Source organism: Bradyrhizobium sp. SZCCT0148 (assembly GCF_018129985.1).
Lineage (GTDB): Bacteria > Pseudomonadota > Alphaproteobacteria > Rhizobiales > Xanthobacteraceae > Bradyrhizobium > Bradyrhizobium japonicum_H.
Genome location: NZ_JAFCKT010000002.1, coordinates 88,527 through 100,848, shown reverse-complemented (window position 1 = coordinate 100,848; position 12,322 = coordinate 88,527). Strand labels below are relative to the sequence as shown.

The 12,322-nt window shown below is 63.5% G+C and carries 14 protein-coding genes and 2 pseudogenes; 8 read left to right on the top strand and 8 right to left on the bottom strand.

Annotated features, from left to right (window positions below; genetic code table 11):
• Positions 1 to 86: 86 nt before the first annotated feature.
• Positions 87 to 881: a hypothetical protein gene (locus JQ580_RS08885; RefSeq protein WP_212279430.1), complete on the bottom strand. Its 795-nt coding sequence runs from the start codon at positions 879 to 881 to the stop codon at positions 87 to 89.
• 116 nt (positions 882 to 997) lie between these two features.
• Between JQ580_RS08885 and JQ580_RS08880 the strand changes: the two genes are divergently transcribed.
• Complete coding sequence (locus JQ580_RS08880; RefSeq protein WP_106947163.1) at positions 998 to 2,032, top strand: aspartate-semialdehyde dehydrogenase; 1,035 nt, start codon at positions 998 to 1,000, stop codon at positions 2,030 to 2,032.
• 129 nt (positions 2,033 to 2,161) lie between these two features.
• Here the strand turns inward: JQ580_RS08880 and JQ580_RS08875 are convergent, their stop codons facing one another.
• On the bottom strand, positions 2,162 to 2,806 hold the full coding sequence (locus tag JQ580_RS08875; RefSeq protein ID WP_212279429.1) for a carbonic anhydrase: 645 nt from the start codon (positions 2,804 to 2,806) through the stop codon (positions 2,162 to 2,164).
• Between the two features lie 109 nt (positions 2,807 to 2,915).
• On the opposite strand from JQ580_RS08875, the gene JQ580_RS08870 reads away from it, so the two are divergent.
• Positions 2,916 to 3,797 (top strand): HpcH/HpaI aldolase/citrate lyase family protein, encoded by an 882-nt coding sequence (locus JQ580_RS08870; RefSeq protein WP_212279427.1) that lies wholly within the window; start codon positions 2,916 to 2,918, stop codon positions 3,795 to 3,797.
• 81 nt (positions 3,798 to 3,878) lie between these two features.
• Here JQ580_RS08870 and JQ580_RS08865 read toward each other — a convergent pair whose 3' ends face one another.
• On the bottom strand, positions 3,879 to 4,850 hold the full coding sequence (locus JQ580_RS08865; RefSeq protein WP_212279425.1) for an AraC family transcriptional regulator: 972 nt from the start codon (positions 4,848 to 4,850) through the stop codon (positions 3,879 to 3,881).
• A gap of 490 nt (positions 4,851 to 5,340) precedes the next feature.
• On the opposite strand from JQ580_RS08865, the gene JQ580_RS08860 reads away from it, so the two are divergent.
• From JQ580_RS08860 to JQ580_RS08850, 4 genes and pseudogenes are all read left to right on the top strand, one after another.
• Positions 5,341 to 7,017 (top strand): methyl-accepting chemotaxis protein, encoded by a 1,677-nt coding sequence (locus JQ580_RS08860; RefSeq protein WP_212279423.1) that lies wholly within the window; start codon positions 5,341 to 5,343, stop codon positions 7,015 to 7,017.
• A 160-nt stretch (positions 7,018 to 7,177) separates the two neighbouring features.
• A pseudogene (locus tag JQ580_RS34295) lies at positions 7,178 to 7,504 on the top strand (tetratricopeptide repeat protein); the annotation flags it as partial.
• 35 nt (positions 7,505 to 7,539) lie between these two features.
• Positions 7,540 to 7,791: pseudogene (locus JQ580_RS34085) on the top strand (tetratricopeptide repeat protein); the annotation flags it as partial.
• Positions 7,792 to 7,863: 72 nt separating this feature from the next.
• Positions 7,864 to 8,658 carry a caspase family protein gene (locus tag JQ580_RS08850; RefSeq protein WP_311982444.1) on the top strand — a complete coding sequence of 265 codons (795 nt, stop codon included), beginning with the start codon at positions 7,864 to 7,866 and terminating at the stop codon, positions 8,656 to 8,658.
• Positions 8,659 to 8,677: 19 nt separating this feature from the next.
• Here JQ580_RS08850 and JQ580_RS08845 read toward each other — a convergent pair whose 3' ends face one another.
• The 4 genes from JQ580_RS08845 to JQ580_RS08830 all read right to left on the bottom strand — a co-directional run bounded on the left by JQ580_RS08845 (position 8,678) and on the right by JQ580_RS08830 (position 11,279).
• Positions 8,678 to 9,097 (bottom strand): hypothetical protein, encoded by a 420-nt coding sequence (locus tag JQ580_RS08845; protein WP_212279418.1) that lies wholly within the window; start codon positions 9,095 to 9,097, stop codon positions 8,678 to 8,680.
• 231 nt (positions 9,098 to 9,328) lie between these two features.
• Positions 9,329 to 10,114, bottom strand: coding sequence for a glycosyltransferase family 32 protein (locus JQ580_RS08840; protein WP_212279416.1), 786 nt, complete (start codon positions 10,112 to 10,114; stop codon positions 9,329 to 9,331).
• A gap of 80 nt (positions 10,115 to 10,194) precedes the next feature.
• Entirely contained in the window at positions 10,195 to 10,800 is a 606-nt protein-coding gene (gene leuD / locus JQ580_RS08835; protein ID WP_008539074.1) for a 3-isopropylmalate dehydratase small subunit, read from the bottom strand.
• An 80-nt stretch (positions 10,801 to 10,880) separates the two neighbouring features.
• A complete protein-coding gene (locus JQ580_RS08830; RefSeq protein WP_212279414.1) occupies positions 10,881 to 11,279 on the bottom strand; it encodes a metallopeptidase family protein in 399 nt (132 codons plus the stop codon).
• Positions 11,280 to 11,433: 154 nt separating this feature from the next.
• Here JQ580_RS08830 and JQ580_RS33775 point away from each other — a divergent pair, with 154 nt between their 5' ends.
• The gene (locus JQ580_RS33775; RefSeq protein WP_249134094.1) at positions 11,434 to 11,712 is read left to right on the top strand and encodes a hypothetical protein; all 279 of its coding nucleotides are present in this window, start codon (positions 11,434 to 11,436) and stop codon (positions 11,710 to 11,712) included.
• A 47-nt stretch (positions 11,713 to 11,759) separates the two neighbouring features.
• Positions 11,760 to 12,014, top strand: a complete 255-nt coding sequence (locus JQ580_RS08825; RefSeq protein WP_212279412.1) for a hypothetical protein — start codon at positions 11,760 to 11,762, stop codon at positions 12,012 to 12,014.
• A gap of 7 nt (positions 12,015 to 12,021) precedes the next feature.
• Here JQ580_RS08825 and JQ580_RS08820 read toward each other — a convergent pair whose 3' ends face one another.
• Positions 12,022 to 12,321, bottom strand: a complete 300-nt coding sequence (locus tag JQ580_RS08820; RefSeq protein WP_212279410.1) for a DUF1330 domain-containing protein — start codon at positions 12,319 to 12,321, stop codon at positions 12,022 to 12,024.
• Between the last annotated feature and the right edge of the window lies 1 nt (position 12,322).

Genomic DNA, 12,322 nt, shown 5'->3' with positions numbered 1-12,322 from the left:
TCACACCGGCTTGGAATAATCGTGCCCGCAGGCAAAAGTTGCATCAATACCAGCCACTTGAGCTTGATGCAGGAGCTTGACGTAAGTCAAAGCGCCCCGCGCAATTGCGCATTCGCCGCGCCCAGCAGCCAGTCCGGCGAGCCCGCAAGGTCGCAGGCCCGGCGCTTCAGCTCGGCCCGCGCGAACAATTCCGCCAGCTTCGGCTCGTTGCCCGAGGTCAGCAGCGTCAGCCGGTTCAGCGTGCAGGCGATCGCCGCACGCCGGGCGGGGATCGTATCGCCCTGGCAGGAGAAGCCGGAGATCTGCAAGCCCGGCTCCTCGTTGCGCTTGAGGTAGCCGAGGCAGGCCGGCGAATTCTTGTCCGTGCCGGTCGGCCGGAACAGCGCGACGGGGCCGAATTTCGTCTCGACCAGGCCGGCTTGCTCGAGCGGGGTGGCCGCCCCGAGGCCCATCAGGGCGGCGAGGTCCATCGCGACAGGACGAGCCACGTCGAATTCGCCCCCTTCGCGATAGATTTCGAGCTCGGCCAGCGGCTGGTCTGCCGCACTCGTCCAGCGCATGACGTCCTTGCGGCCGCCTTCGGGATGCCGAAGGATGGTATAAGAGGCTGTTTTTTCTGATGAATCGATCCGGCTCAGGGCGAAGGCCGGGTGCGAGCGGTCGGCCGTGCTCCAGCCCGGCCGCAGCGCCGGCTCGTCGTCGTGCAGTTCGGGCAGCTGGCCGAGCGCCGCGAGGGCGAGGATGGCAAACAAGGCCAGCGTCCCCACATAGGCAATCAGGCGCGCCAGCGTACCGACCACCTCGTCGGCGAAGGCTGCCAGCGTCAGATAGAGACTGGTCCGGGTGGGGATTGCGGCCGTGCTGGCCTCGAGCGACTGCATCCACGGCCTTCAAGGATGGTCCAACGTTGTCTTGCGGCTGGTTCTCGCATAGAAGCGCTGCTCTTCCTGTTTAAGCGTCAGCTTCGGGAACGGGCTATTTCATCGGAGAGTGAACGATGGGTTACAAAGTCGCAGTCGTCGGCGCGACCGGCAATGTCGGACGGGAAATGCTCAACATTCTCGATGAGCGCAAATTTCCCGCGGACGAGGTCGTGGCCCTGGCCTCACGCCGCAGCGTCGGCGTCGAGGTCTCCTATGGCGACCGGACCCTGAAGTGCAAGGCGCTCGAGCATTACGACTTCTCCGACGTCGACATCTGCCTGATGTCGGCCGGCGGCGAGGTGTCGAAGGAATGGTCGCCGAAGATCGGCGCCGCCGGCGCTGTCGTGATCGACAATTCCTCGGCTTGGCGCATGGACCCGGATGTGCCGCTGATCGTTCCCGAAGTGAATGCGGATGCGACGGCCGGGTTCAAGAAGAAGAACATCATCGCCAACCCGAACTGCTCGACCGCGCAGCTCGTGGTCGCGCTGAAGCCGCTGCACGACAAGGCGACGATCAAGCGTGTCGTGGTCTCGACCTATCAATCGGTGTCGGGCGCCGGCAAGGACGCGATGGACGAGCTGTTCTCGCAGACCAAGGCCGTCTACACCAACAGCGAAATCGTCAATAAGAAGTTTCCCGCGCGCATCGCCTTCAACATCATCCCCCAGATCGACGTCTTCATGGAGGACGGCTACACCAAGGAAGAGTGGAAGATGATGGCGGAGACCAAGAAGATCCTTGATTCCAAGATCAAGCTCTCCGCCACCTGCGTGCGCGTGCCGGTGTTCGTCGGCCACTCCGAAGCCGTCAACATCGAGTTCGAAAATCCGATCAGCGCGGATGAAGCGCGCGACATCCTGCGCAAGTCGCCCGGCTGCCTCGTCATCGACAAGCACGAGCCCGGTGGCTACGCCACGCCGTACGAAGCGGCCGGCGAGGACGCCACCTACATCAGCCGCATCCGCGAGGACGCGACGGTGGAGAACGGCCTCGTGCTGTGGTGCGTGTCCGACAACCTCCGCAAGGGCGCAGCTCTCAACGCGATCCAGATCGCGGAAGTCCTGATCAACCGCAAGCTGATCAGCGCGAAGAAAAAGGCGGCCTGACGCGGCCGTCTCGGACGGGTGGGCAAAACGAAGCGTGCCCACCACCTGTGTTTTTTCGATCGGTAAAGATGGTGGGCGCGGCGCGTTGCGCCTTCCCACCCTACGAATTCAAGCCGAGCCGACGCAGGCCTATGCCACGCTGCGCGCGTTCTTGAATTCCTTGCTGGTCTTGTCCAGCACGAACAGCGATCCCTCCGCGACGCCGAAATAGGCGCCGTGGGTCTGCATCTGGCCGCTGTCGACCGCCTTGCGAACGAACGGGAACGTCATCAAATTTTCCAGGCTACGGAACACCGCGGCCTTCTCGATGCGCTCGACGAATTGCGCCATGGTCTCGTGGTCGCGCTGTTCGACCACTTCGCCGGGCTTGATGAACATCTGCATCCATTTGCCGATGAAGTCGCCGGGCGTCAGCGGCTCGATCTTATCGACGAAGGCGCGGATGCCGCCGCACTGGGCGTGGCCGAGCACCACGATGTGCTTCACCTTCAGCACCGTCACCGCATATTCCAGCGCGGCCGAGACGCCATGCGCATTGCCGTCCGGCTGATACACCGGCACCAGATTGGCGATGTTGCGGACCACGAACAATTCGCCCGGGCCGACGTCGAAGATCACCTCGGGCGAGACGCGGCTGTCGCAGCAGCCGATCACCATCACTTCCGGCGACTGCCCCTTCACCGACAGGTCGCGGTAGCGGCTCTGCTCGGTCGGCAGCCGCTGGGTGGCGAAGGCCTGATAGCCTTCCAGCAAATGCTTTGGGAATGTCATCATGGCTATGCCTAATCATATACCGCCAAGGCGAACAAGCCTTTCGAACAGGCAGGCCAGATGTTATCGGCTCCGGTGAAGCCCGTTTGAGAAAACCGGAAGGAACGCTTGCATGATCCGCCCGCGCCGCAGCCATTTGTTCATGCCCGGCTCCAATCCCCGCGCGCTGGAAAAGGCGCGCAATCTCGCTGCCGACGGCCTCATCCTGGATCTGGAAGATTCCGTCGCCCCCGACGCCAAAGCTGCAGCGCGCGATGGAGTCGCGGCGGCCATCGCCGCCAAGGGGTTCGGCAAGCGCGAGATCCTGATCCGTACCAACGGCCTCGACACGCCCTGGTGGGCCGATGACGTCGCGATGGCTGCCAAGGCCTCGCCCGACGGCATCCTGGTTCCAAAAGTTTCAAGCATCGAAGATCTCGACACGATCGGCCGGAAGCTCGCCGAGCTTGACGCCGCGCCGACCGTGAAGGTCTGGGCCATGATCGAGACCGCGCGCGCCGTGCTGCACGCCGAAGAGCTGGCCGCAGCGGGGCGCGATGCAACGCGGCGCTTGTCGGGTTTCGTGTTCGGCCCGAACGACATCTCGCGCGAGACGCGGATCAGGATGCTGCCGGGCCGTGCCGCGATGATCCCGATGATCACCCATTGCATCCTGGCGACGCGCGCTCATGGCCTCGAAATCCTCGACGGCCCCTACAGCGACATCGCCAATCCCGACGGGTTTGCCACCGAATGCGCGCAAGGCCGCGATCTCGGTTTCGACGGCAAGACGCTGATCCACCCTTCGCAGATCGACGCCTGCAACGCGATCTTCACCCCGCCCGAAGAGGAAGTCGCGCGCGCCCGAAAAATCATCGCGGCGTTCGAACTGCCGGAGAACGTCTCGCGCGGCGCGATTCGTCTCGATGGTGCGATGGTGGAGCGCCTGCACGCCGACATGGCGCGGCGCACGATCGAGATCGCGGACGCGATCGCGGCGATGGGGAGGGGTTGAGAGCCTATCCAGCTGCCGCGCCATTCAAGGCGACGCATCGCTCATTCGCAGCGCGGCGCAGCCGGCAAGCGCATGGGTCTCTTACTGCCTGCGTCTCGCATTCTTCAAAGTCTCGGACGGCAGCTCGCCGATGGCCCGACGATATTCGGATGCGAAGCGGCCGAGATTTTGGAAGCCGCATTTGAACGCCACGGCCAGCACGCTGGTTTGCTCGTCGGGTCGTCGCAACAGCTCCGCTGCGCGATCGAGCCGAATGCGCCGCGCGAACTGGCCGGGTGATCCCCGTCCGGCATCGGAGAATTCGCGGAAGATCGTCCGCACGCTCACATTGGCGATCTCGGCGATCTTTTCCAGATCGAGCGGCTCGTCCCAATGCGCCGCCACGTAGGACTCCACGAGGTCGACCAAGGTCCGATTGGCGCCAGGCGGCGTGCGATGCAGCCGATTCGTGAAGCTGTGCGGGTGCGCCAGAAGAATTCGCACCATCAGCGCCCGTTCGAGCTCGGCGATGGCGATGGGCGCGTAATCCTGTCCGAACCGTTCCAGCTCCTCGGCAAATCTGAAGACGTCCTGGCGCACCTGCGCCATCATGGCGGAATCGGCCTTGCCGTCGACGAAGCGCAGCTTCGTGCTGCTGTCGTCGCCAACCAGGCTCTTCGCCAGACGCTCGAGCACGGCGGCATCCATCCTCAGCACGAGTTGCCGGTAGCCCGGCGCGAAGTCGAGATCGAGCCTGGCGTCGCCGGGGATCATCGGGCTCCAGGCCTCGATCGGCTGGCGACGTCCTTTGGTGCTGAAGTCCGCAGCTCCCTGGATGGAGAAGAACTGGCGAAGGATCTGCGAATCCGGAAAGGACAGTGACGCTGCACCATCGTAGGCGCAGAAGGCGAGGCCGATCGAACTCAAGCGAACTAGATTGGCATGGATACCGAACTCGCGGTCATGCGTCTCGAATCGATCGGCGCCATACACTGCGAACAGGCGGTCGCGCGCGAACTCGCCGTCGTGCGACCGAAGCAGCGAATAGCGGTCAAGGTAGGAGACGGCGCTCACATCAGCATCCTAAAAAGATCAAACTACCGAATCCGAATCTTCGCGCTACCAATTGGAGATTGCACGGAACGACCGGCGGCGTCGGCGATCTCCGCCGAAGCATGCAGCTGCACCGAATTGCTGGCACTGCGACAAAATGCCTGAGCAGCTTCGCACAGGTGCGAGTTCGTCCTGTTCGCCCGCAGATGATCCGCCGCCCGGCGGCGTTGCCGAATACCGATAGCGATCTTAGCGCGGCCTTTGCAGTTCAAGGCCCGCGGCACTGCGGAGGTGGACGCGCGTCGTTGTCAGGTTAATCGCGCTGGCAAAATCCGGCTGTTGTGTCTTCGATCGGACAAATACTCTGATAATTCTAGTCATGTACTTGCTCCTGAGCGCGGATGCGTGCGGGTAAGACTTCCGACCGTACGACATCCGGCGACACAACGAATGCTGAGGGCGCTTCGGGCGAATGCACCGCGAGCGACATGTCAATTTTGGAGCAAGAGAAATGTTCGGTCGCAAATCCCACGGCGATGCTCAGGCTCAGATCGATGCGATCGGCCGCTCGCAGGCCTTGATCGAGTTCAACATGGACGGCTCGATCATCACAGCCAACAAGAACTTCCTGGACGCACTTGGATACCGCCTCGAGCAGATCCAGGGCAAGCACCACTCCATGTTCGTGCCGGTCGATCAGCGTGACGGCGCCGAGTACCAGGCGTTCTGGGCTGCCCTGCGCCGCGGCGAATTCCAGGCGGCCGAGTTCAAGCGCATCGCGAGTGGCGGTGGTGAGATCTGGATCGAAGCGTCCTACAATCCGGTGCTCGGCAATGACGGCAAGCCGGTCAAGGTGATCAAGATCGCAACCGAGATCACGGCGAAGAAGCTTCGCAGCATGGCCGATGCGTCCAAGATTGCCGCCATCAACCGGGCCCAGGCCGTCATCGAGTTCAAGCTGGATGGCACCATCGTCTCCGCCAACCAGAACTTCTGCGGTGCGCTCGGTTATTCGCTGGCCGAGATCGAAGGCAAGCATCACAGCCTCTTCATCCCCCAGGCAGAGCGGGACAGCGCGGCGTATCGTGAATTCTGGCAGAAACTTAACCGTGGTGAGGTCCAGGCCGGCGAGTTCAAGCGCATCGGCAAGGGCGGCAAGGAGGTCTGGATCCTGGCGAGCTACAACCCCGTGATGGACGATACCGGGAAGCCCTTCGGCGTGGTCAAGTTCGCCACCGACGTCACGGCGGAGAAACTGAAGAACGCAGATCTCGCCGGCCAGATCGCGGCGATCGACAAGGCCCAGGCCGTGATCGAGTTTCACATGGATGGCACGATCCTCACCGCCAATGCCAATTTCCTCGGTGCGCTCGGCTATTCGCTGGCTGAGATCAAGGGCAAGCACCACAGCATGTTCGTCGAGCCCGGCGAGCGCGACGGTGCCGCCTATCGCGAGTTCTGGGCTGCGCTCAACCGCGGTGAATATCAGGCGGCCGAATACAAGCGCATCGGCAAGGGCGGCAAGGAGATTTACATTCAGGCCTCCTACAACCCGATCCTCGATCTCAATGGCAAGCCGTTCAAGGTCGTCAAATATGCCACGGACGTCACGAAACAGGTGCTGGTCCGCATGGGCAATGAGCGCGTCCGCGCCATGATGGAATCGGTCGCTGCCGGCTCGGAAGAGCTGAACGCCTCCGTTCGCGAAATCTCCGAGGCCATGACGAAGTCACGCGAGACGGCGGCCGGCGCCGTGGAGCAGGTTTCCTCTGCCGACGCGCAGGCCCAACGCCTCACCGACGCCGCGCAGGCGATGAGCGGCATCGTCGAGATGATCAGCAACATCACCGGTCAGATCAATCTGCTCGCGCTCAACGCCACGATCGAATCCGCCCGCGCCGGCGAGGCCGGCCGCGGCTTCGCTGTCGTCGCCTCCGAGGTGAAGGGCCTCGCCAACCAGGCTAAGCAGGCGACCGACAAGATCGGTCAGGAGATCGGCAGCCTCAACCAGATCTCGGGCGACGTCGTCGGCGCGCTCAGTTCGATTAAGCAGGCGATCAACAATGTCAGCGAGTACGTGACGTCGACCGCCGCAGCCATCGAGGAGCAGAGCACGGTGACGAACGAGATGTCGACCAGCATGCAGCGCGCTGCAGCAGAAGCCGCTGCGATGGCGGGGCGGGCCTGATCCGGCCAGCCGCGTGAGCATTCGGATTGCATGCCGCGGCTGCCGATGGCCCGCGGCTGCAATTTTTGTGATTTAGATCACACAGCCGGGCGGGTTGCTCCAATAAATTTGCGTCGCTTAATACTGCTTCCCGTCCCCGATATTGCGCGTGGGCTGTCGCATGCTTCGCAGATTATTCCATTGCTTTGCACTTCTCATTCTCGCCGGGCCCGCAGATGCCAATGACCGCATCAAAGGCGAGGTGAACGCCGCTGTTACCACCGCCTCCGAGGCCGTCAGGCGAAATCCCAACGACGCCAGTGCGTATTACGATCGTGGCAATGCCTATGCCGCCAGCGGCGACACGGATCGCGCCATAGCCGACTATACCGCGACGATCCGGCTCGATCCGACCCACGCGGACGCCTACTACAATCGGGGCAACGGTTACAGCAACAAAGGCGACAGGGATCGGGCCATCGCGGACTACACCGCGACGATCCGGATCGATCCGGCCTATGCGAACGCGTATACAACCGCGGCAACGCCTACAGCAACAAAGGCGACCTGGACCGCGCCATTGCCGATTATGCCGGAGCGATCCGACTGCAGCCCACGAATGCGAACGCCTATTTCAACCGTGGCAATGCCTACGGCAAGAAGGGCGACCACGAGCGGGCCATCGCTGACTACACCGAGACAATACGCGTGGATCCCGGCTACGCGAATGCCTATGTCAATCGCGGACTGGCCTACGAGAAGCTTGGCGATGTCGCCAAGGCGAAGGCCGATTTCAGTGCGACGCTCGCGCTAGGTCACGGCGCGACCAAATGGGCGCAGGACAAGGCGCGCGAGCGGCTCGCGAGATTGCCGTCGTCTCGACCGGCAACGATATTGGTCGAGAAATCCGGCGCTGCGGCGGCGGTCGCGGCCTCAGAATCGCCGAGCGGCGAACGCCGCATCGCCCTTGTCATCGGCAATTCGGCCTATGAAAACGTCGCCGCCCTGCCGAACCCCGTGCGCGACGCAAACCTCGTTGCCGACGTGCTGAGGCTGACCGGATTCGAAGCGGTCACCCTGCTGACCAATTTGCGCAAGGATGCGCTGGTGAATGCCTTGCGCGAGTTCGCGGCCCGTGCGGAGACGGCGGATTGGGCCGTCGTGTATTATGCCGGGCACGGCATGGAAATCGGCGGAGTCAATTACCTCATTCCGACGGATGCGAAGCTCGCGGCGGATCGCGAGATCGGATTTGAAGCCGTGCCGGTCGATCAGGTGCTCAATGCAGCGGAGCGCGCCAGGAAACTGCGGCTCATCATCCTCGATGCCTGCCGCGACAACCCGTTCGCGGCGCAAATGAAGCGCACGTTGACGGTGGCGTCGCGTTCGGTGTCGCGTGGCCTGGCGCCGTTGGAGCCGGAGGCGGGCACGCTGGTGGTCTTTGCCGCCAAGGATGGTGAGACCGCGCTCGACGGTGACGGGACCAACAGCCCGTTCGCGACCGCATTCGTCAAGAATCTTCCAACGCCGGGCCTCGAGGTCCGCAGGCTGTTCGATTTCGTTCGCGACGATGTCATGGAGGCCACCGGCCGTAGGCAAAAGCCGTTCAGCTACGGGTCGGTCTCCGGACGGCAGGACTTCTATTTCGTCGCCGGCAAGTGACGTCTCCCGAAGCTGCAGTTCAGCGCGGCGCGACGTCGGCGCGATCGAGCGACTCCAGCGTCGAGGCGTTGCCGCAATAGGCGTGATAGTTTTCCGCGGCGGTGCCGTCGGCGAGATCGCGGTCGCACTCTGCCTTGTGGGCGCAAAGCGAACAGACCCGCTCCATGTCGCGAAGCAGCAGCGGTTGCGCGCGGCCGAGGCCTTCGGCATTGATGCCGAGCTGCTGCAGCATCATCGGCAACTCGTCGGCAGAATGCTTGCCATGGCGGACCAGCTCTTCCAGATCGTCAGGCGCGATTCGCAGGTCGTTCGCGATCCGGTCGAAATCGGCGCGATCGAGCTGCCGGATCTCGTTCAGTTCGCGGCGATGCTTCAGCCAGCTCGCAAAGGAGTCGATGAGGTCCTGGACGATCGGGTAAGGCCTGCTTGCGGTGCTCATGGAAAGCTCCCTTCGGACAGCGGAATTGGAGTGAATTACGCACAATGTTGCAGGAGGCGCGTTGCGCTGGATCAAACTGGGAGGGCGCGGGGAAATTGCTCTCATGCCCCGGGCGCAGCGCGGCACGCAGTGGTGCGCCGCTGAGCCGGGTGCCGATCTCGCCACTTGCTCGGTCCCGGTTCTGCGGAGCGGCATTGCATGCCGCACCGCGTCCGGGACAAGAACGGAGAGTTACACGAACCGCTCCGCCGCCCAGGCATACAGGCTGCCCGGAATCGGCTTTTCGCCGCCGCGGCCCTTGGGCGAGATGTGCAGGCCGATGATCTCGGGGTTGGTGACGAGGCCGAGATAGCTCGAGGGATCGAAGAACAGCTTTGGCTCGGCATGTACCGCGTAGAACGATTGCTTTGGCAGCGCGCAGGCGAGTTCGCCGGTGCGGCGCGCGAGCGCGGTGAGGGCCGCGGGCCCGAAGATCGCGACGCGGATATCCGAGAGACGGCTCGAGCCGCCGCGCAGGCGGCGCATCATGAAGGTGATGCGATGGCGGACCGACAGCCAGTTCGGCGTCAGCTCCTCCTGCTCCATCAGTTCCTCGAAGGCTGCAACGATGCCGTGCCCGGGCGGCAGGTAGATCACGGAATTGCCGAGCTGGCGCGGCCGCTCCCAGGCGAAATAGGGCTTGGCCGGATCGATCTCGACGGGTTTCAGCAGCAGCACGTCGGCATCGAGCCAGAGGCCGAGGCCTTTCGCCATCAGCTTCATGCGGAAGAAATCGCTGAACTGCAGCGTGGTCCAGTCGCGCCAGCTTCCATCCGGTTGCGGCGGCCGCAATCGCTCAGAGAACGCGTGCGGCAGGATTGCTTCGGCGTCCGCGTTGACGACGCCGGCGGGCAGGCCGGGAATGGTGTCGAAGCTGTAGACCGTGACCTTGTGACCGGCCGCCAGTTGCGAGCGCAGACAGGTCTGGCGCAGCGCATCCATCGGGCCGTGCCAGAAGGTGACGATGTCGGGCAGCATGAGCGGAAGCTATACGGGATCAGCGAGGCAAAGAAAAAGCCCCGGCGCTGTCGGCACCGGGGCTGAACGAAGACGCGAGCTCAGGCCCAGGCGCGCTCGCGCTTGAGCTTGTCCTCGTAGGTGTCGATCGAGGCCTTCTTTTCCATAGTGAGGCCGATGTCGTCGAGGCCGTTGATCAGGCAGTGCTTGCGGAACGGATCGATCTCGAACTTGACCTTGCCGCCGTCGGGGCCGCGTATCTCCTGGTTCGGCAGGTCGATCGTCAGCGTCGCGTTGGCGCCGCGCTCGGCGTCGTCGAACAGCTTGTCGAGGTCTTCCTGGCTGACGCGGATCGGCAGAATGCCGTTCTTGAAACAGTTGTTGTAGAAGATGTCGCCGAACGAGGTCGAGATCACGCAGCGGATGCCGAAGTCGAGCAGTGCCCAGGGCGCGTGCTCGCGGCTCGAGCCGCAACCGAAATTGTCGCCGGCCACCAGCACCTTCGCGTTGCGATAGGCGGGCTGGTTCAGCACGAAGTCCGGGTTCTCGCTGCCGTCGTCCTTGTAGCGCTGCTCGGAGAAGAGCCCCTTGCCAAGGCCGGTGCGCTTGATGGTCTTGAGGTACTGCTTCGGGATGATCATGTCGGTGTCGACATTGATGATCTTCAGCGGCGCCGCGACGCCTTCCAGCGTGGTGAACTTGTCCATGGTTGCGCTTTCCGGGGGTGGTTCAGGGAACCGGTATTTATCGCGATCGAGGCGGGAATCCTAGGCCGAATTCGGCAGATCTAGTCTGCTTGCGCCTCAATCGCTTCCATATCGTCGTCCGACAGCCCGAAATGGTGGCCGATCTCGTGGATCAGGACGTGGCGGACGATATGGCCGAGGCTCTCATCGTGCTCTGCCCAGTAATCCAGGATCGGCCGGCGATAGAGCCAGACCATGTTGGGCAGCCGCGCCACGTCGCCAAGGCTCTGCTGCGGCAGGCCGATGCCCTGGAACAGGCCGAGCAGGTCGAACTCGCTCTCGCATTCCATCTCGTCCAGGACCTCCTCGGTCGGGAAGTCCTCGACGCGAAGGATCACGCCCTCGCACAGCCCGCGAAATTCCGCCGGCAGGCGTTCGAAGATCTCATGCGCCGTTGCTTCCATCTCGGCCAGCGAGGGCGCTTTCAAGTCCGTCCACATGGGGTTCTCTTAGCGCGGGTTTCCCGCTGATGCATCCCGCTTTATAAGCGCGGCGAGGTTGACGGGCGCCGCCAAAACGGGGAGCGTGGGCCTCGATTGAGGGTTTCGGGTGGGCAAGAAAATGCGAGCAAAAACAGCGCTGACTCTACTGTGCATGGGGTTGTTTTCGCAATTTTGGGGTGGCGCCGAGGCCCAGACGGCAGGAGGACCTGAGTTCCGTCTCGCCCAGGCGGCCCCGTCTGATGCCCGGCCGCGCAAGCGGCCCCCGCCGCGCTTGCGTGTCACGCCCTACTACAGCCCCGATGGCGTCTATCCGCGCTACAATCCGGGCCCCAATGCCGTCCGCGAATGCAACGCGACCTATGTTCAGGAATTTCGCCCGAGCGGCACGGTGATCGTGCCGCGTGTGAGCTGCTTTTGGCGCCCCGGTTAGCGTTGATGCGACGCCGTCGCGCAGCACAGGAGCCTCAAGGAGGCGTCATGGCGAGATGGTTTGCATTGGCCGTTGCCGTCGCGCTTGTCGCCAGTCTGCCTCGCGCGTCCGCGGCACCAGCGGTAACGGTTCCGGAGGCCTCGGCGGGGATCGCGATGTTCGATGTGCGACGGCCCGCGCGGACCTATCTCGTACGGCCTGCCGTGCGCCGTGACCCGCACTATTACGCGCGCCCGGTCCACTACCGTCCCTATCCTTACCGCGTGCCCGCACCGTTCGTGTTCGGCTTTGGGCCGTTCTGATGGCGTGCTAGCCGGCGGGCGCAAATCCGTTGACCAGCAGCACGGTCGCCTGTGCGCCGGCCTTGCGATCGCGCGAGATCTCCTGATAGTCGGGTGATGTCGAGAAGGCGAGGAAAGCGGCCTCGTCCGGAAACGACATCATCACCAGCTTGTCGTGCGGCCAGGCCCCTTCGAGCACGCGCGGGCGTTCATCGGCGGCGAGCAGCCGGCCGTTATACTTCCTGAACACGTCGAAGAACCGTGCCTGGTAGCGGTCATAGGCCGCGCGGTCCGTCATCTTCAGCTGCGCGATTGCGTAGACGGTCATC